Raw genomic sequence first — 18275 nt, 5'->3', positions numbered from 1 at the left:
ACACCCCATGTCTGCGCGCGTCATCGACAGCACCCTGCTCGACCCCACCGAGTTCCTCGACCACGACTCCGACATCGTCCGCGACTTCGTCGCCCGGACGCTGCCCGACGGCGGTGCGGGAATGACCCCGACCGAGCGGGCGATCGCCCTCTACTACGCCGTCCGCGACGGCATCCACTACGAGGTGTACGGGGCGGACCTGTCCCGCCACGGCCTGAAGGCCAGCTCGACGATCACTCGGGGAATGGGCTTCTGCGTGCACAAGTCCATCGTGTACGCGGCCGCGGTGCGCGCGGTGGGCGTACCGAGCCGGATCTACTACGGCGACGTACGCAATCACCTCGCCTCGCCACGGCTGGAAGAGCTGATGGGCGGCCAGATCTTCACCTTCCACAGCCTGACCACGGTTTTCCTGGAGGACAGGTGGGTCCGGGCGACCCCGGTCTTCAACAAGATGCTCTGCCGGCTCTACAAGATCAAACCGTTGGAGTTCGACGGGCGGACCGACTCGATGTACCACCCGTACGACGACGAGGGTCAGCGGCACATGGAGTTCCTCCGGGAGCACGGCGATTTCGACGACGTCCCGTACGACATGGTCGTCGACGGCATCCGCGCCAACCACCCGAAGCTCTTCGCCAGCCAGCACACCACCGCTCGGGGATCCCTGGTGACCGACGCGACGCCCCAGGGAGGTGTGTGATGAGCCCACTGACCCCACCGAGCCCGACACCCCTCGGCCGGTACGTCCCGATCCGTCTGGGCGAAGTCGACCTGGAGTTGGTCGTACCGGCGTTCAACGAGGCCGCCCGGCTGCCCGCCACCCTCGCCGAGGTGACCGAGTTCCTGGCCGCGCAGCGCTGGCGGTCCCGGGTGGTGGTGGTCGACAACGGCAGTGCCGACGACACCGCCACCATCGTCGACGCGCGGGACTGGAACGCCGAGGTGGTCGTCGTCGGGTGCTCCCGGCCCGGCAAGGGCGCGGCGGTCCGCCGGGGCATCGCCGGCAGCATGGCCCGGTTCGTCGGATTCATCGACGCCGACCTGTCCACCCCGGTGCCGACGCTGACCCGCGCGATGGCCGAGCTGGAGGCGGGCGCGGCGGCGGCGATAGCGTCCCGGCACGCTCCCGGTGCCGAACTGGCCCACCCGCAGCCGGCCACCCGCCGGCTCGGCGGCGCGGTGTTCCGGGCGCTCGCCCGGCAACTTGTCCCCGGCGTGCACGACACCCAGTGCGGCTTCAAGATTTTCAATCGGGTCACCGTGCAGTGGGCACTGGAGCACTGCCAGGTCAACGGGTTCGCCTTCGACGTGGAGCTGCTGCGGCAGATCCGCCGGGCCGGGGGACGGATCGCCGAGGTCCCGGTCACCTGGACCGACGACGAACGGTCCACGTTCCGCCCTCTGCGCGACGGCCGGGCCGCCTTCGTCGACCTGTTCCGCCTGTACCGGGCCGACCTGCTCGCCGCCAGGGCGGGTACCCGGTGAGCGCGCCCCGGCCGGTCCCGACCGGTCGCCGGGTCCTGGTGGTCAGCCGGTACGACGTGGGGCATCCCCGGGCCGGCGACCCGGAACGGTACCTGCACGAGATCACCCGCCGGTGGGTGGCCGACGGTGCCGAGGTCACCTGGGTGGCGACCCGATCCCCGGACGCACCCGCCGACGAAACCCTCGACGGGGTACGGCTCCGGCGCGGCGGCAGTGCGCTCGGCACCGCCGCCCGGTTGGTCCGCGGCGGTCATCGCTTCGACGCGGTGCTGGACGCCACCGGCGGATCGACCATCGCGCTTCCGCTGCTCACCGGACGGCCCGTGCCGGTGGTCGAGGTGGTGCACCGGGTACCGCAACGGACCGCCGGCCGGCGCAGCCGGCTGCTCGCCGCGGCGGCACGCGGGTGGAGCCGGTCGAACCGGTCAGTGGTGGCACTTTCCCCCTCGGCCCGGCACGACCTGCGTCGCCGCCACCGTCTCCAGGGACCGATCTTCATAGTTCCGCCCGGCGCGCCGACACCCGTACCGGTCGAGGCCGGGCAACGGGCCGACGCACCGACCATCGTGGTCGACGTCGACCTGGTCGCCGAGGAGCGGACCGAGCTGTTGCTCGGGGCGCTGCCGGCGGTCGTCGCCGCCCTGCCCGACCTACGCGTCGAGATCCTCGGCGACGGGCCGGAACTGGCCCGGCTACGTCGGCTCGCCGACACCGCGCGACTGGCCGGGACGGTAACCCTGCACGGCCGGGTCACCGACGACGACCGGGACCGATGGCTGCGCCGCGCCTGGCTGACCGTTGCCACCGCCGACGGGCCGGGGTGCCGGACCCGGCTGCTCAACGCCGCCGCGTACGGGATACCGAGTGTGGTGCTACAGGCACCCGGCGCGCGGGAGTTCCTGCGCACCGGCCACACCGGACACCTCGTCGAAACTCCCGACCACCTGCCCGCCATGCTGGTCGGTCAGCTGACCGCGCTGGGCGACGACGAGGTCGCCCGGCGGGTCGCCCGAGCGTGCCGGAGCTGGGCCGACCGGTTCACCTGGGAGCGCAGTGCCGCGCTGCTCGCCGGCGTGGTCGAGCATCAGATCCGGGCGGTCGGGTACGACCCGGCCCGACGCCGGTCGGCCCGATCCGACATCGCCACCCTGGTCCGGTTGCCGGCTGGCGGGTCGGTACCGGCCGGCGCACTGCGCCCGACCGACGAGGTGGTGGCGGCGAACGGGCAGGTCAACCTCCTGCTCAACGGCTGCGACGAGTTCGACGCGCTCGGCGTACTGGCCCGCCTCGGCGTGACCGGGGCCCAGCTGCACCTGGCCGGACACGACGACCTGCTGATCGGCCCGCACCCGCTCCCACCGGTCCTGACCGGCCTACCCACCCGCCGCGCACTCGCACTCGCACTCGACAGGAGCTGAACCATGCAGACAGCAGATATCCGAGCCGAGCGCCCGAGCCGCAGACTCACCATCGCCACGGTGGCGGCGGTGGTGGTCAGCGCGTTGGCGTTGGCCGTGCTCGCCGAGGCGATCTTCACTCGGGATCCGTACTGGGCGCTGCGCTGGACCGTGGACCTCAAGGTCTACCTGGCCAGCGGCGAGGCGATCCGCGACGGTACCTCGCTCTACGACGTGGCGATCCAGAACCCGATGTACGGGCCGATGCCCTATCTCTACCCACCGTTGACCGCGATCCTGTTCTTCGTACCCCTGTCTCTGCTGCCGATCGGTGCGGCGAGCCTGGTGTGGAACACCGCGTCACTGATCGCCCTGGGCGCGGTCGCCTGGCTGTCGCTGGGCATCGCCGGGGTCCGTACCCCCCGTACGCGCGCCGTCCTGACCCTGGTCGTCCTGCTCCTGGCCACCTGGCTACTACCGGTCCGGATCCAGCTCATCGCCGGCCAGATCAACATGTTCCTGCTGCTGCTGGTGCTGCTGGACTTCCGCGGCTACACCGGCCGCTGGCGCGGGGTGGGCATCGGTATCGCCGCCGGCCTGAAGGTCACCCCGCTGATCTTCATCGGCTACCTGGTGGTGACCCGGCAATGGCGGACGGCCGGCACCGCGCTGGCCGCCTTCCTCGGCACTGTGCTCGCCGGGTTCGTCCTGATGCCGGCGGACGCGGTGCGGTACTGGGGTGGCCTGGTGCTGCACTCGTCGCGGGCCGGCGGGGTCTGGGACACCCCGAACCAGTCCGTTGCCGGGGCCCTGTCCCGAGGGGTGTCCGGTACCCAGTTCGCGTCCTGGTGGCTGGTGGTGTTGGCGGTCCTGGCCCTGTTCGGCCTGGCGGTGGCCCACCACGTGCACCGACACGGCTCGGACTTTCTCGGCTTCTCGGCAGCCGCCATCACCGGCCTGCTGGTCTCGCCGGTGAGCTGGGAGCACCACTGGGTGTACGTGATCCCGTTGCTGGTCTTCCTGGCCGTCCGGGCGTACCAGACCCGCTCCGCCGGTCTGGCGGTGGCGACGGCGGTGCTGGTCACGGTGTTCTCGGTGCGGATCTTCTCACTGCTGGGCATCGAAGAGTCGCCGCCGTCCCCGATGGCCCTGGCCGGCTGGGAGCAGGTGATCGCCGCGCTGTTCCCGCTGACCGGGCTGCTGCTGCTCCTGGCCGCCCCACTCTGGGTACGTCGCAACGCCCCGGTCCCGGCAACGCGGCCCGCCACCCGGCTGCCGCTGCGCGAGCCGGTGCACGCCCTGGCGGACTGAGCCGGTACGAAGGTGCGGGGGACGACGCGTCCGGCGTCGTCCCCCGCACCACGCCGTCCGTACGCGTGGGGCGGGGCCGGCGCCGGTCGCATTCCCCCGGGTGACCGGTCATCCCGATGTGGAGGAGGCGCCGGGTCGGGCCGGACCGGTGCTCAGCCGGCCGGCGGTGGCGCGGTGCTGTCCCGAACGACCAGCTCGGTGGGGAGCAGAATGTGCTCCGCGGTGGCCGACCGGCCGCGACGGGTCTCCTCGACAGACCGGCTGAGCGCCGCCGCCGCCACCCGCCCCTTGGCCTGGACATCCTGCCGGACGGTGGTCAGGGCGGGTCGGATCTGCGTCGCCAGCGGATTGTCGTCGAAGCCGACCACCGACAGCTCGTCGGGGACGCGGATACCGAGGTCCTCGGCGGCCTGGATGGTGCCGTAGGCCACCGCGTCGGAGAAGCAGAGTATCGCGGTGGGGCGGTCCGGACGGTCGAGCAGCAGTCGGGCACCAGCCTTCGCCTGCTCCAGGTTGGCCCCGCCCTGGCGGGCCATCAGTGGGGTGATGCCGGCCGCGTCGAGTGCGTCACGCCAGCCGAGCAGCCGCTCTTTCGAGGCGTGCCCGTCGACCTTGACGTCCTCCGGAGCGATGAGCCCGTGCGTGCCGTGCAGGCCGGACAGCAACAGCCCGATCTTCCGGTGACCGAGGTCGACGAGGTGCTGGGCGGCGGCGCGGGCGCCGGAGCGGTCGTCCACATTGACCGCCGGGATGCCCGCGACCGGTTCCTGGTCGACATAGACCAGCGGGAGCCGGCGGCGGGAGAGGTACTGGACCGCGGTTGACGTCGGGTCACAGGAATAGATCAGCGCACCGTCGATCGCGACATCACGGGCGGGAATGACCTCGCCGTCGTCGGACGAGGTCAGCAGGGTCAGCGCGAGCCCGGTCGGGCCGAGCTCCTCGGCTATCGCGCCGAGGAAGCTGGTGGCGACGAGGTCGGTGAAGGCGAAGCGGAGCGAGGAGGTCAACACGATCCCGACGGCACCGGTGGTGCCCCTGGCCAGTGCCCGGCCGGCGGGATCGGGGCCGACATAGCCAATTTCCTGGGCGGCGGCAAGAATGCGCTCGCGAAGTGCCGCGGAAAGTTGGTCGGGCTTGGAGAAGGCATTCGACACGGTCATTCGACTCACCCCGACGCGGTCGGCGATCGTCTGCAATGTCACCCGTGGTGCCACGTAACCACCAGTCGCTAGATCTGCTTCCGCCGCCGGCGACCCGGAGGGCGGGGCACCGGCGGCGGTCGGGTCGGATCAGGCAAGGCGTGGGCCGACCAGGGCGGCGGACGCCGGTTGCTCATCGAGTGCTCCAGCGTATCAAACGGCGGGCCGGGCCGGCCTGATCACGTGGGCGGCGCGGGTGAGGCCCTTGGTCAGCGCCGCACGGACGACCCGGGTGCGCTGCGGCTTCTCGACGTGCGGAACGACCGGGGCGTTCGGCCGGGCGCTGTTGAACTCGTAGTCGACGCCATTGACGGCGCTCACGAAGGCGGCGGGCATTTCCATGGCGATCTCCTGACTGTCCGGTGCTTTCTTCTGTACCGATACAGTAGCGAGAACCTTCTGTACCGGTCAAGAGGTTTCCTTGACCGGTACAGAAGATTTTTTCCACGCCCCGAGCACAGCGTCGCCGCAGGCCGTTACGACCGGCCCGCCGCCCCATGGCCGACACCCGGCCGGTGGCCACCCCGCCGCGTGGGTGCCACCGGACGTTCAGTGGAATCACGTGCGCCAGATGTCAGCGGCGGAGAGTTGGGCGGAGGCGAACTCACACCCGTCGAGGACGCCACTGAACAGCTCCGCCCTGCGCGCCTTCAACACCATGACCTTCTCCTCGATGGTGTCCCCGCCAACCATCCGCGGTACGCCATTCACGTTGCGGGTCTGGCCGATCCGGTGGACCCGTCGACGGCCTGGGCCTCGGTTGCCGGGTCCCACCACGGGTTGAGCAGGATGCAGTAGAGCGGTCACGGGTGGACCCGTCGAGATAGGACCATCGGACGCGATGTGGTGCGGGGCCGCGCCAGCGACCTCGTTCGGGGTGCGGCGAGCAGCCATCCTGTGGGAGGTTGTGATACAAAACAGGCCGGTTGCCTGGTCGAAGATCACTTGACCAGGCTGCCGGCCTGCCGTACGTAGGGTGGAGCCGAGGGGACTCGAACCCCTGACCCCCACACTGCCAGTGTGGTGCGCTACCAGCTGCGCCACGGCCCCCTACTTGCCGGCCCGATCTCTCGGGCACTCGCGATATATTACACACGCCCGGCCGCCAGGTCATATCCGAGGGGGTCGCCGCCGAGAACCCGCCCCCGACCAGCTAGTTCAGCGCCACGTCCGGCGGGAAGTGGGCCACCGCGGCCATCATGCCGCCCTGGCGGCGCAGCACCATCGGCCACAGATCGTCCGGCCGGTCCACGAACGCGTCGCCGGGCAGGGCGTCCAGGACGAACCAGGAGCCGCTCTCGATCTCCGCCTCCAGTTGTCCCGGCGACCAGCCGGAGTAGCCGGCGAAGACCCGGATGCCGGAGACCGCGTCGCCGATCCGCTCCGGGTCGACCGAGAGGTCCACCGTGCCGACCGCGCCGGAAACCTGGTGGAAGCCCTTCACACGGCGTACCGGGGTGCGCATCCGGGCCAGGCAGATCGCCGACTCCGGTTGCACCGGCCCACCCTCGAACAGAACGGCCGGTTCGCCGGCCAGGCTGCCCCAGGCGCCGAGCACGTCGGCGACCGGGACCTCGGTGGCGCGGTTGAGCACCACCCCGAGGGCGCCGCCGGGCTCGTGCGCGACCAGCAACACCACCGTACGGTCGAAGTTGGGATCCTTCAGTGACGGGGTCGCGACCAGCAGTTGCCCGGTCATCGACGCCATGGCGCGCCCCCCGATCGCCTGGCCCTCACCCTGTACGCCGGACATCTGCTACTCGGGGGCGCAGTCACGGGAGGGACCGAACACCGTCGGCCATACCGGATCCACACCGTCAAACGCGACCATGCGCGCAGTCAACGCCATGCCTCGCACCATAGCTTGCACGACTGTCGCTGGCTAAGGTCTGGACGGCCAGTGCGAGTTGAGCAATTGGCAATATGCCAGGCCGTCCGGATCATCCAAGTACGCCCGGCTCCCCTGTCGACAGCCGGGAACCGGTGGGCGGCCGGGGCTACCGGACGGCGGGGCGGCCGGGGATGGCAGGGTAGGCCCCGTGAGTGCACACGCAGAGCTTGCCGTCATCGGAGGCTCCGGCCTCTACGCCCTCCTCGACGGGGCTACCGAGCACACCGTGCAGACCCCGTACGGCGCTCCCTCCGACCCGATCACGATTGCCGAGATAGCCGGCCGACCGGTGGCCTTCCTGCCCCGGCACGGGCGCGATCACCGGCATCCGCCGCACCGGATCCCGTACCGGGCCAACCTGTGGGCGCTGCGCTCGCTCGGCGTACGGCAGATCCTCGCCCCATGCGCGGTCGGCGGCCTGCGGCCGGAACTGGGACCGGGTGCGTTCGTGGTCCCGGACCAGCTCGTCGACCGGACCAGCGGCCGGGAGCAGACGTTCTACGACACCGGTGCGGTGCACGTGTCGTTCGCCGACCCGTACTGCCCGGACGGGCGGCGGACGGTGCTGACCACGGCGCAGCGGCAGGGCATCGAGGTGGGTGACGGCGGCACGATGGTGGTGGTCGAGGGTCCGCGCTTCTCGACCCGGGCCGAGTCGCGCTGGTATACCTCCATCGGCGGCTCGGTGATCAACATGACCGGGCATCCGGAGGCCGTACTCGCCCGTGAGCTGGCCCTCTGCTACACCTCGATCGCCCTGGTCACCGATCTGGACGCCGGGGTGGAGGGCGGCGGGGGCGTGACCCAGGAGGAGGTGTTCCGGGTCTTCGGGGAGAACACCGAACGGTTGCGGGAACTGCTGCTCGACGCGGTCGCCACCCTGCCGCTGGAGCGCTCCTGCGCCTGCGCGCACAGCCTGGACGGGATCACCCTACCGATCGAACTGCCCTGATCCGCCGGCGGCAGGGAGACCGCCGGCGGATCAGGACGCGCCGCGCGAGCGCGGCTGCCCGGACCGGGCCGCCGAGGAGGATCAGCGGGCCGTGGTCAGGATCAGCGGCCGCCCGGAGACGGCGTCGAGCACGGTACGGGCGGCCAGCGGTGCCTCCAGGGTCACCGTGACCGGTTGCAGCAGCAGTTGTTCGGTGCACATGCCGTCGGAGCGGACCGCCGTACCGCCGACCAGCACCAGGTCGCCCTGTTCCCGTACGAGTGGGGTGATCTCTTTGTCGCAGGCGCCGACGCCGAGCCGGTAGGTGAGCCCGAGCCCGTCGACCCCGACCATGTCCTGCGCGCCCACCAGACCCTCGGCCGGGGTGCCCGCCGGTACGGCCGGTTCCGGTACGGCCCCGGTCGCGCTCGGCGCGACGGCCACCCGGGCGATCCGGGCGCCGATCTCGTCGACCGTGAACAGCCAGGCCGGCACCGTCGCCTCGCCCCGGCTGGTCCGGATGGTGGTGGTGCCCGGTTCGACCCTGGTGACGGTGAGCGGGGTGCAGGCGGTCGTCGCCGGCCCGCTGACCGACCCGTCCGGCCCGGTTCCGGCCGGGGCCGGCGGCGGTTGCGCCGGCTGGTCGGGGCACGGCGGCGGGTCGCCCTGGTCGAGCTGGCGGTACGCGTCGGCGGCACTCACCAGCGGCACGGTGAGCGTGCCGTCCGGGAAGGTGATCGTCCCGTCCGCCGGTACGGCCGCCGGCAGCGCGACCCGCTCCCGGTACCAGCCGGCGGCGAACGCCTGTTTCGTGTCGTCACCGAACCTGGCCCCGGCCGGTACCACGGTCGGATCCTGCAACGGGACGTACCCGCCGCGCCAGTCCGGGGCCGACTGCGTCTGCCAGGCCGTCGCGACCTCGGTCGCCCGCTGCTGGAACGCGTCCTCCCGGCTTTCGGGCGGCGCGGAACCGGTGGACGGGTCCGACTGCGCGCACGCGGCGAGGGTCACCATCATCGCCAGGCCCAGCGGGGCGGAGGAACGTCGCATATCGATCAGACGTCGCCGGACACTGTCGGGTTCCGTACACCGGGTCCCCGGCCGGCGCCGGATCGGTCAGTTCGGGCGGCCGATGTCGGTGCCGTACGCCCGGTAGACCAGGTCCGCTCCGCGCTGCCGGTGCCGGGACAACCGGCCCAGCAGGTCCCCGGCCGAACCGCGCAGCTCCTCGGTGGTCGCCTCCGGCAGTGCTGCCCGCCGCTGCAACGCGGCGAGTACGGCGGCCACGTCGGCATGCTCGCGCAGCAACGCGTGTACGGTCCGGGCCAGCCGGGGTGCCCGGTCGAGCAGTTCGGCGTAGAGCCCGGACCGGCCCTCGGTCAGCCTGACGTGCTCGGTGAACTCGCCGCGCAGCCCGTCGAGCCGCAGACCGAAGCGCGGTCGCCACTGCGGGTCGCCGGCCGGACCGGCCAGGGCCTGTTCGAAGGCGTGGATCTCGCGCAGCAGCGTGACCCGGTGCCGTCGCGCCGCCCGCAGGGCGGCCGGGTCGTCGATCGGGAACGCCGCCACCGGGTGCTGGATCGGGCCGGTCACCATGACGCACCTCCGTGAGCGCCTACCGCCTGAGCTGATGGTGAGTCCAGGACCCCGCCGGTGTCCAGCCCCAAAGTTGCCCTATCCGCCCCAACCCGGACCGGATCAGGCGGGCAGGCAGGTGGGTGGGCAGGCAGGTGGGTGGGCAGGCAGGTGGGTGGGCGGAAACGACTCTGCGCCCCGGTCCGGGGACCGGGGCGCAGATCGCTGGTGGAGGTGCCGGGAATCGAACCCGGGTCCTTCGTCGGATTGTCAGGACTTCTCCGAGCGCAGCTCGCTATGCCTCTACTCGGCCCCACCGATCACGCGAGCGAGTTGGTGTGACGGGCCCAGTCGCTGATTAATCTCGCCGCACGAACCCCGCGACCGGGTTCGCTTGGCCAGCCTTCTAGCTGATGCCGGCAGACTGGGACGAAGGCACTCCCAGGCCGACAGACTTGCTACTCGCCTCAGGCGGCGAGAGCGAAGTCAGCGCGATTTTGCTTGGCGCTTATTGGTTTCCGACGACCGATTCTCGAGACGACGTCGGCTTCCTCGGCTCGCTTCCCCTGACGCAGCGTACGAAGTCGAAACCAGTCACCCCCTAGACGGGGCCACCTGACGTGGCAGCCACACCAACCTTAACGCCTCGCGCCAGCGAGTTGATTCCGGATCCCCGCCCCGGCGCGTCTGCCCAGGTCAGGTCAGTCCATGCCCTTGCCACGGCGACCGGCCACCTTCGCGATCTCGCGGTCGGCGTCCCGCTTGGCCAGGTCCTGGCGCTTGTCGTACGACTTCTTACCCCGGGCGAGGCCGATCTCCACCTTCGCCCAGCCGTCGTTGAAGTAGACCGACAGCGGGACCAGGGTCAGGCCGGTCTCCTTCAGCTTGCCGAGCAGCCGGTTGATCTCGATCCGGTTGAGCAGCAGCTTGCGGGTCCGGCGCGGCTCGTGGTTGGTCCAGGTGCCCTGGGTGTACTCCGGGATGTGCATCCCGTGCAGGAACAGCTCGCCGCTGCGTTCCTGGGCGAAGGCGTCGACCAGCGACGCACGTCCCGCCCGCAGCGACTTGACCTCGGTGCCGGTCAACGCCATGCCCGCCTCGTACGTGTCGAGGATGGCATAGTCGTGGCGCGCCTTCCGGTTGGAGGCGACAACCTTGCGCCCCTTCTCCCGTGGCATCCGCGCCACCCCTTTCCGCTGTTCGACGGCCGCCGGACTGGCGTTGACGACCGCGCAGAATGCTACCCCGTGCACGAGGGCCCCCGGTTAGCGCTTTTCGCGCCACCGGGAGCCCTCGTGTCCGACTGTCCGACTCGTACCCGGAACCGACGGATCCGCCGCCGATCGCCGTACCGGAAGTTAGACCCGCAGGTAGAAGCGGAGGGTGACCCAGGCGGTGACCGCGCTGATCAGCGACCCGGCGCCGGCCATCAGCGGCAGCATCAGCAGCACCCGGCTCCACTCGATCGGGGTGAGCAGGTCGGTCAGGTCCCGCAGCGAGCCGTCCAGCAGGAAGACCTTGCCCAGGACCAGCGCGCCGAAGCCGATGAGGGAGCCGATGAGACCGGCCACCACCGCCTCAAGCACGAACGGTGCCTGGATGAACCAGTTGGAGGCACCGACGAGCTTCATGACCGCGACCTCACGCCGCTTGCTGTACGCGGCGACCTGGATCGTGTTCCCGACCAGGAGCAGCGCGGCGATCGCCATGATCGTGGCGGCCACCAGGCCCATCTTCTGCACCGCGCTGAGGATGTTGAAGATCTTGTCGAGAAGTCGCCGCTGGTCGACGATCTCGTCGACCCCCTCGGTGTCCTTGTACTTCTCGTAGACCGCCTGGTATTCCTCCGGGTTCTTCAGCTTCACCCGGAACGACTCGGGAAGCTGTTCCGGCTTGACCGCGTTCACCAGGTCCGGTGCGTCCTGGAACATGGTCCGGAACTTGTTGTAGGCGTCCTCACCCGACTCGAAGATGACCTCCTCCACGAGCGGGTCGCTCTTCAACTCGCCCTCAAGGCCCAGCCGCTGCTCGTCCGGGACGTCGACCTTCAGGAAGATCGCGACTTCGATCTTGTCGTAGTAGAAGTTCTTCATGGTGTCGACCTGGAGGTACATCAGGCCACTGGCGCCCAGCATCGTCAACGACACGGCCATCGTAATGATCATCGCGATGGTCATCGTCACGTTGCGCCACAGTCCGACCAACACCTCGGACAGGACGTATTTCACGCGCATCGGGGGTTCCTTCCGGATCTCCGCAGAGGGTCGTTCGTCGTCAGGTCAGGGCCGGTACGGCCGTCCGAGCGCCGGGGCTCAGCCGTAGACGCCACGGGCCTGGTCGCGCACGATGCGACCACTCTCGATCTCGATAACGCGGCGGCGCATCTGGTTGACGATGTTGGAGTCGTGGGTGACCATCACGACCGTGGTACCGGTGCGGTTGATCCGGTCCAGCAGACGCATGATCTCGATGGACGTGTCCGGGTCGAGGTTTCCGGTGGGCTCGTCGGCCAGCAGGATCAACGGCCGGTTCACGAACGCCCGCGCCACCGCCACCCGCTGCTGCTCGCCACCGGACAGTTCGTGCGGGTAGCGGTGCTCCTTGCCGCCGAGGCCGACCAGTTCCAACACCTCGGGCACGACCCGACGGGCGACCGCCTTGGTCTTGCCGATGACCTCAAGGGCGAAGGCCACGTTCTCGTACGCGGTGCGGTTGGGCAGCAGCCGGAAATCCTGGAAGACGCAGCCGATCGAGCGCCGGAAGTTCGGGATCTTCCAGGAGCGCATCCCGGTGACGTCGCGGCTGTTGACCACGACCTTCCCCTTACTGGGAGTCACCTCGTGCAGCAGCAGCTTGATGATCGTCGACTTGCCGGATCCGGAGGGACCGATGAAGAAGACGAACTCACCCTTCTCGATCGAGACCGACACGTCGTCGAGCGATGGCCGGGACGCCTTCGGGTACGTCTTCGTCACTTGCTCAAGCTGAATCACGGGTCGTGAGTCTACGCGGTGTAACGAAAAGTCCAAGCCCCACGGGCCCTCAATCGGCCCGCAATGTCGGAAAGGAGTGGCCCGCCGCCGACGCGCCGTGCGTCTCGGCGGGCCATCGCTCAGGCCGCCTCGCCGGCCAGCTGACGCTGCTTGCGCCAGCGGATCCCGGCTTCGATGAAGCCGTCCAGCTCGCCGTCGAAGACCGCGGTCGGATTGCCGGTCTCCTGCTCAGTTCGCAGATCCTTCACCATCTGATAAGGGTGCAGCACGTAGGAGCGCATCTGGTCGCCCCAGGAGCCGGCCGCGTCGGTCTTCAGACCGGCCAGTCGAGCCTGCTCCTCCTGGCGCTTGCGCTCCAGTAGCCGTGACTGCAAGACCCGCATCGCGGAGGCCTTGTTCTGGAGTTGGGACTTCTCGTTCTGACACGTGACCACGATGCCGGTGGGGATGTGTGTGATCCGTACCGCAGAGTCGGTCGTGTTCACGCTCTGTCCACCTGGCCCGGACGACCGGTACACGTCGACCCGGATCTCGTTCTCCGCGATGTCGATGTGGTCGGTCTGCTCGGTCACCGGTAGCACCTCGACACCGGCGAAGCTGGTCTGCCGCCGCCCCTGGTTGTCGAACGGGCTGATTCGGACCAGTCGATGGGTGCCCGACTCAACACTCAGAGTGCCGTACGCGTACGGGAACTTGACCGCGAAGGTGGCCGACTTCAGCCCCGCCTCCTCGGCGTACGAGGTTTCGTAGACCTCGGTCGGGTACCCGTGCCGCTCCGCCCAACGCAGATACATGCGCAGCAGCATCTCGGCGAAGTCGGCCGCGTCCACCCCGCCCGCACCGGCCCGGATCGCGACCAGCGCCTGACGCGAGTCGTACTCACCGGAGAGCAGGGTGCGGACCTCCATCTCCTGGATGGCCTTGCCGAGCCCGCCGATCTCGGTCTCGACCTCGCCGAGCACACCGGGGTCGTCCTCCGCCTCGGCCAGCTCCAGCAGGACGTAGGCGTCGTCGAGGCGGCTGCGCAGGCTGCCCAGCCGCTCGATCTCGCTGTTGACGTAGGAGAGCTGGGAGGTGACCTCCTGGGCCTTGACCTGGTCGTCCCACAGGTCGGGCGCGGAGGCCGCCTCTTCGAGCTTGACCTTGTCCTGGCGCAGCCGGTCGACATCGAGGACTGCCTCGATGCTGCGGAGCGTGGCATCGAGGTCTTTGAGCTGGTCGGCGTAATCGGCAGCGGTCACAACCGTCAACAATAGCGACCGTCAGCGCAACCGGCCCACTCCCAGGGCAACCGCTTCCCGTACGAGATCAACTGGCCGGTGCCGTCTTCAGCCAGGACAGGGCCGCCTTGTGGTATTGGACGGCGAACTCCAGCGCCGCGGCGCCGTACGAGTCACCGGCCTTCTTGGCGTCCTTGGCCTGCTCCCTGGCCATCGCGAGGGCTTCGGTGTGGTACTCGTTCGCCCCGCTGTAGAGGTTGCGCAGCTGGTTCGCCGAGTGCTGCTCGCCGAAGGCGACCCGCAGCGCGGTCGGGTTGCGCACCGTGTCGCGCCCCGGCACGTCGGTCAGCCAGCGGGAGAAGGTGCGCTTTCCGGCCGCCGTGATCGCGTACGGCTGGCTGGAGCGCGGTCCGGGCTTGCCGAGCCGGACGAGTCCCTGGTCAGCGAGGACCGGCAGCTCCCGGTAGACCTGGCTCCGGGTCATCGACCAGTACGGCATCAGCCGTCGTTCGGCGGCGGCCATCAACTGGCCGCCGGTCATTGGTCCTTCGTGGAGCAGCCCGAGCAGGGCTGCCGCCGTTGGGTTGATTCCTGAATCCGCCATGCCCTTTACGCTGCCACTTTGGCGCCGTCGCGTCTAGGATTTGGCATGATCTGCGGCAGGTTGTACTCCACTGTGCACTGTCCGTGGCAGACTGTCCAGTGAGGATGCTCGATATCCTCACCGATTCGCACCCCCTCACGCACCCCACCACCCCACACGCCCCACCACTCCGCCGGCACCCCACCCACCCGAGCACCCACGCTGCCGCGTAGAGTACGCCACAATTCCGGCATTCCGCACAATCTTCCAACAACTCCCCGAAAGACCTCCTCCCCCTCCTCCCTCTCCCTCCCCCTCTCCCCCTCCCTCCCCCCTCACCCCTCTCCCGCGCCGATCTAGGGCAAATACGTGTGATTGGAGATCAACAAGCACGTATTTGCCCTAGATCGCGGACGGGAGGGGCGGGAGGGGGGCGGGGTATCAGGGGGGAGGGAGGGAGGGAGGGAGGGTTTAGTGCATGTGGGGGTAGCGGTGGTCGGTGGCGGGGACGAAGGTTTCCTTGATGGTGCGGGGGGAGATCCAGCGGGCCAGGTTGAGCCAGGAGCCGGCCTTGTCGTTGGTGCCGCTGGCGCGGGCGCCGCCGAAGGGCTGCTGGCCGACGACGGCACCGGTCGGCTTGTCGTTGAGGTAGAAGTTGCCGGCGGCGTACCGCAGCGCCTCGCTGGCCCAGTCCAGCACCCGGCGGTCGGTGGCGAAGATCGAACCCGTCAACGCGTACGGGGCGACCGACTCGGCCTGGGCCACCACGTCCTCGAACCGGGCGTCGTCGAACACGTGCACGCCGAGGATCGGGCCGAAGTACTCGGTGGTGAAGACCTCGTGCCCCGGATCGTCGCACTCCAGCAGGGTGGGGCGGACGAAGTAGCCGACCGAGTCGTCGGCCGTGCCACCGGCCAGCACCCGGCAACTGTCGGCATTGGAGATCATGTCCAGGGCGGTGGTGTGCCGGGCGAACGCCTTCGCGTCGATCACCGCGCCGCCGAAGTTGGCGAAGTCGGTGACGTCGCCGTACGTCAGTGACTCGACCGTGGCCGCGAGCCGGTCCCGCAGGCCGCCGTCCCACAGCGACCGGGGCACGTACGCCCGCGACGCCGCCGAGCACTTCTGCCCCTGGTACTCGTAGGCGCCCCGGACCAGCGCGGTGTGCAGGGCGTCGACGTCAGCGCTGCTGTGCGCGATGACGAAGTCCTTGCCGCCGGTCTCGCCGACCAGTCGCGGGTAGCCTCGGTAGCCGGCGAGGTTCTCCCCCACCGTCTTCCAGAGCTGCTGGAAGACCTTGGTCGAGCCGGTGAAGTGGATGCCGGCGAGGTCCGGGTCGGCGAGGACCACCTCGGAGACCTCGACACCGTGCCCGGTGACCAGGTTGATCACGCCCGGCGGCAGGCCGGCGGCCTCGAACAGTTGCATGGTGAAGTGGGCCGCGAACTGCTGGGTCGGCGCCGGCTTCCAGACCACCGTGTTGCCGAGCAGCGCCGGGGCGGCCGGCAGGTTCGCCGCGATCGCGGTGAAGTTGAACGGGGTGACCGCGTAGACGAAGCCCTCCAGCGGCCGGTGGTCGAACTGGTTCCACACCCCGGCCGACGAGTTCGGCTGCTCGGCCAGGAGGTTGCGGGCGAAGTGCACGTTGAACCGGAGGAAGTCGATCAGCTCACAGGCGGCGTCGATCTCGGCCTGGATCGCCGTCTTCGACTGGCCCAGCATGGTCGCGGCGTTGAGCGTGTCCCGCCACGGCCCGGCGAGCAGGTCGGCTGCCCGGAGAAACACCGCAGCCCGGTCGGCAAAGGACAAACCGCGCCACATCGGGGCAGCTTCCTTGGCGGCCGTCACCGCCGCCTGAGCATCCGCGTTGGTTGCGTTGTGGGTGACCCCCAGCACATGCTGGTGCCGGTGCGGCTGTACGACGTCGATCGCGGCACCCGCAGCCATCCGTTGCCGACCGCCGATGGTCATCGGCAGGTCCAGCCGCTCCGCGGCCAGTTCGCCGAGCCGCCGTTGCAGGCTGTCCCGCTCGGCGCTCCCCGGCGCGTAGTCACGGACCGGCTCGTTACGCGGCTCGGGTACGGAAAGTACGGCGTCCATCGCATGCTCCTGAACGATCTCGACAACGACGGCGAAATCGGACCCACCTGTTCCGGCCGGTCGGCCGGTCGCCGTGGCCCGTTCGCCGGTGGTGCCGGTTGTCCGGGGGTGGGACCTGCGCCAATCCTCCCACGCACCCCGAGCGAAGACGATCACGGCACGACCGGGACGGCCGCCGGCGGGGACGGGCCACGCAGGTGGCGCGCGGCCCGCACCGGCGCGCCACGTACGCTGAGAGGCCCGGCGACCCAGCCACGCCGCGCCCCCTCCCGCCGTTGTACCGGCGCGGCGGGCGGGTACCCGTTGAAGGGGAGACGATGAGCACACAGTCCGGCAGCACCGCGGTCTCGCCCCCGGACCGGTCGGCCACCGACGCGGCCGAGTCGGACCCGGCCGGCGGCACGGCGGCGCCCGCGTACGCGCCGGCGGCACTCGGCCTCGGCGTGCTGGCGCTCGGCTGGCTCGCCGCGATGCTCTGGATCGGCCAGGCCGAGATCACCTCCTCGGACATCAACTCGATAGTGATCGCGATGGCCGCGCTCGCCCTGCCCGGGTTGATCTCGGCCAGCATGGTCGGCGGCGCCGCGGCGGCGGTCGTGGTGGCCAACCTGCTGACCCGGCGCGGGGTACACCGCAGCACCCCCCGGTTCGCCGCCTCGGTCGGTGCCGGGCTGCTCGTCGGGCTGCTGGCCGCGCTCACCGTGACCCTGAGCTATGGCAACGGGGATTCGATCACGGTGTTGGCCGGCACCGTCGCCGCCGCGGCCACCGTCGGCGGGATCGCCGGTGGCGTACGGGCGGTGCCGGTGGTCGGTGCCGTGGTCGCCGCCGGGCTGACCGTTTTCGTGATCAACACGGTTCTGAACATCTTCAAGGACCCGCTGCTCTCGCTCTACGGCTACGGCGACACCGACCAGTCGCAGACCAGCGCCCTGGAGTGGTTCTCCCGCACCGGTTCGATCGGCGGCGGGCTCGTCGCCGGCCTGCTGGTTTTCTTCTACCTGGGCCTGGCCCGGCGCCGCACCATCGCGCTCGATCCCGACGCCAGCCTGCCCCGCTGGCCCGCCTACCTGCTCGCGGGCGCCGGACCCGGCCTGCTGCTGCTCGCGGCGGAACTGCTCACCCAGACCGCCGGCGCCCGGCTGCTGGCCGCCGCCGGATCGCTGAGCGACGTCGACCGCGGCCTCCAGGACCAGCTCAGCGAGTACCGCTCGAACCAGGCCCTGTGGGTGCTCTTCGTCGGCGCGCTCACCGCCCTCATCGCGTTCGGCCGCACCCTGCGCCCGGCCACCGCCGAGCCGGAAGACGAGACGGACGCCGAGTTCAGCGACGACGAAGAGTTCACCGACGAGGTGGCGGGGTCCGTCGGGGGCGACGGGCCGGATGCTGCCGAGGGTGGGCGGCCCGAGGGTGGGCGGCCGGACTCGGCGGACGACGACGAGATCGGATGGGACGAGGGCGGGACCGACAGGCGCCCCGCCGACCGCCGACCGGAGCCGGACACCGCCCGCTCCTGACCATCGCCACCAGCCTGACCATCGCCACCGGGCGCGCCCGCCCCGACCCGAGGGCCGCCGGCGGGGT

At 70.3% G+C, this 18275-nt stretch carries 18 protein-coding genes, 1 tRNA gene and 1 other RNA gene; 6 read left to right on the top strand and 14 right to left on the bottom strand.

The genetic code is table 11. The annotated features are described in order from the left end of the window. The first annotated feature begins 7 nt into the window (after window positions 1–7). From OG792_RS04595 to OG792_RS04580, 4 genes are read left to right on the top strand one after another with little or no spacing between them, the layout of a single operon-like run. Window positions 8–703, top strand: coding sequence for a transglutaminase-like domain-containing protein (locus tag OG792_RS04595; protein WP_329107628.1), 696 nt, complete (start codon window positions 8–10; stop codon window positions 701–703). Continuing rightward, the gene (locus OG792_RS04590; RefSeq protein WP_329107626.1) at window positions 703–1488 is read left to right on the top strand and encodes a glycosyltransferase; all 786 of its coding nucleotides are present in this window, start codon (window positions 703–705) and stop codon (window positions 1486–1488) included. The genes OG792_RS04595 and OG792_RS04590 overlap by 1 nt, the downstream gene beginning before the upstream one ends. Continuing rightward, window positions 1485–2906, top strand: a complete 1422-nt coding sequence (locus OG792_RS04585) for a glycosyltransferase family 4 protein (protein WP_329107624.1) — start codon at window positions 1485–1487, stop codon at window positions 2904–2906. Before OG792_RS04590 ends, OG792_RS04585 begins: the two co-directional genes overlap by 4 nt. Before the next feature lie 3 nt (window positions 2907–2909). Further along, window positions 2910–4196 carry a glycosyltransferase 87 family protein gene (locus OG792_RS04580; protein ID WP_329107623.1) on the top strand — a complete coding sequence of 429 codons (1287 nt, stop codon included), beginning with the start codon at window positions 2910–2912 and terminating at the stop codon, window positions 4194–4196. A 152-nt stretch (window positions 4197–4348) separates the two neighbouring features. On the opposite strand, the gene OG792_RS04575 is transcribed toward OG792_RS04580, so the two are convergent. The 5 genes from OG792_RS04575 to OG792_RS04555 all read right to left on the bottom strand — a co-directional run bounded on the left by OG792_RS04575 (window position 4349) and on the right by OG792_RS04555 (window position 7151). After that, entirely contained in the window at window positions 4349–5401 is a 1053-nt protein-coding gene (locus tag OG792_RS04575; protein ID WP_329111118.1) for a LacI family DNA-binding transcriptional regulator, read from the bottom strand. Between the two features lie 150 nt (window positions 5402–5551). Continuing rightward, a complete protein-coding gene (locus tag OG792_RS04570; protein WP_329107621.1) occupies window positions 5552–5740 on the bottom strand; it encodes a hypothetical protein in 189 nt (62 codons plus the stop codon). 216 nt (window positions 5741–5956) lie between these two features. Continuing rightward, the gene (locus tag OG792_RS04565; protein ID WP_329107620.1) at window positions 5957–6091 is read right to left on the bottom strand and encodes a hypothetical protein; all 135 of its coding nucleotides are present in this window, start codon (window positions 6089–6091) and stop codon (window positions 5957–5959) included. A gap of 284 nt (window positions 6092–6375) precedes the next feature. Further along, window positions 6376–6448 (bottom strand) — tRNA-Ala (locus OG792_RS04560). Window positions 6449–6551: 103 nt separating this feature from the next. Beyond that, entirely contained in the window at window positions 6552–7151 is a 600-nt protein-coding gene (locus OG792_RS04555) for a YqgE/AlgH family protein (RefSeq protein WP_326560831.1), read from the bottom strand. Between the two features lie 286 nt (window positions 7152–7437). On the opposite strand from OG792_RS04555, the gene OG792_RS04550 reads away from it, so the two are divergent. Continuing rightward, window positions 7438–8241: an S-methyl-5'-thioadenosine phosphorylase gene (locus OG792_RS04550; protein ID WP_329107617.1), complete on the top strand. Its 804-nt coding sequence runs from the start codon at window positions 7438–7440 to the stop codon at window positions 8239–8241. An 81-nt stretch (window positions 8242–8322) separates the two neighbouring features. Here OG792_RS04550 and OG792_RS04545 read toward each other — a convergent pair whose 3' ends face one another. The 9 genes from OG792_RS04545 to pruA form a co-directional block, all read right to left on the bottom strand. Further along, window positions 8323–9270: a hypothetical protein gene (locus OG792_RS04545; RefSeq protein ID WP_329107615.1), complete on the bottom strand. Its 948-nt coding sequence runs from the start codon at window positions 9268–9270 to the stop codon at window positions 8323–8325. Between the two features lie 66 nt (window positions 9271–9336). Continuing rightward, window positions 9337–9816: a hypothetical protein gene (locus OG792_RS04540; RefSeq protein ID WP_329107613.1), complete on the bottom strand. Its 480-nt coding sequence runs from the start codon at window positions 9814–9816 to the stop codon at window positions 9337–9339. 205 nt (window positions 9817–10021) lie between these two features. Beyond that, window positions 10022–10397, bottom strand: a transfer-messenger RNA (tmRNA) gene (gene ssrA, locus OG792_RS04535). A gap of 99 nt (window positions 10398–10496) precedes the next feature. Further along, the gene (gene smpB, locus OG792_RS04530; RefSeq protein WP_329107611.1) at window positions 10497–10973 is read right to left on the bottom strand and encodes an SsrA-binding protein SmpB; all 477 of its coding nucleotides are present in this window, start codon (window positions 10971–10973) and stop codon (window positions 10497–10499) included. Between the two features lie 180 nt (window positions 10974–11153). After that, entirely contained in the window at window positions 11154–12029 is an 876-nt protein-coding gene (ftsX, locus tag OG792_RS04525) for a permease-like cell division protein FtsX (protein WP_329107608.1), read from the bottom strand. 78 nt (window positions 12030–12107) lie between these two features. Then, window positions 12108–12788 carry a cell division ATP-binding protein FtsE gene (gene ftsE, locus OG792_RS04520; protein WP_326560837.1) on the bottom strand — a complete coding sequence of 227 codons (681 nt, stop codon included), beginning with the start codon at window positions 12786–12788 and terminating at the stop codon, window positions 12108–12110. Between the two features lie 119 nt (window positions 12789–12907). Beyond that, the gene (gene prfB / locus OG792_RS04515; RefSeq protein WP_329107604.1) at window positions 12908–14029 is read right to left on the bottom strand and encodes a peptide chain release factor 2; all 1122 of its coding nucleotides are present in this window, start codon (window positions 14027–14029) and stop codon (window positions 12908–12910) included. A 67-nt stretch (window positions 14030–14096) separates the two neighbouring features. After that, the gene (locus OG792_RS04510) at window positions 14097–14612 is read right to left on the bottom strand and encodes a PadR family transcriptional regulator (protein WP_329107603.1); all 516 of its coding nucleotides are present in this window, start codon (window positions 14610–14612) and stop codon (window positions 14097–14099) included. 450 nt (window positions 14613–15062) lie between these two features. Then, window positions 15063–16691: an L-glutamate gamma-semialdehyde dehydrogenase gene (gene pruA / locus OG792_RS04505; protein ID WP_329107601.1), complete on the bottom strand. Its 1629-nt coding sequence runs from the start codon at window positions 16689–16691 to the stop codon at window positions 15063–15065. Between the two features lie 317 nt (window positions 16692–17008). On the opposite strand from pruA, the gene OG792_RS04500 reads away from it, so the two are divergent. Then, window positions 17009–18208, top strand: coding sequence for a hypothetical protein (locus OG792_RS04500; protein ID WP_329107599.1), 1200 nt, complete (start codon window positions 17009–17011; stop codon window positions 18206–18208). Window positions 18209–18275 lie beyond the last annotated feature (67 nt).

The sequence above is a fragment of the Micromonospora sp. NBC_01699 genome (assembly GCF_036250065.1).
Lineage (GTDB): Bacteria > Actinomycetota > Actinomycetes > Mycobacteriales > Micromonosporaceae > Micromonospora_G.
Note: the sequence above shows the minus strand (reverse complement) of the source record. Positions and strands in the feature narration are given on the sequence as shown.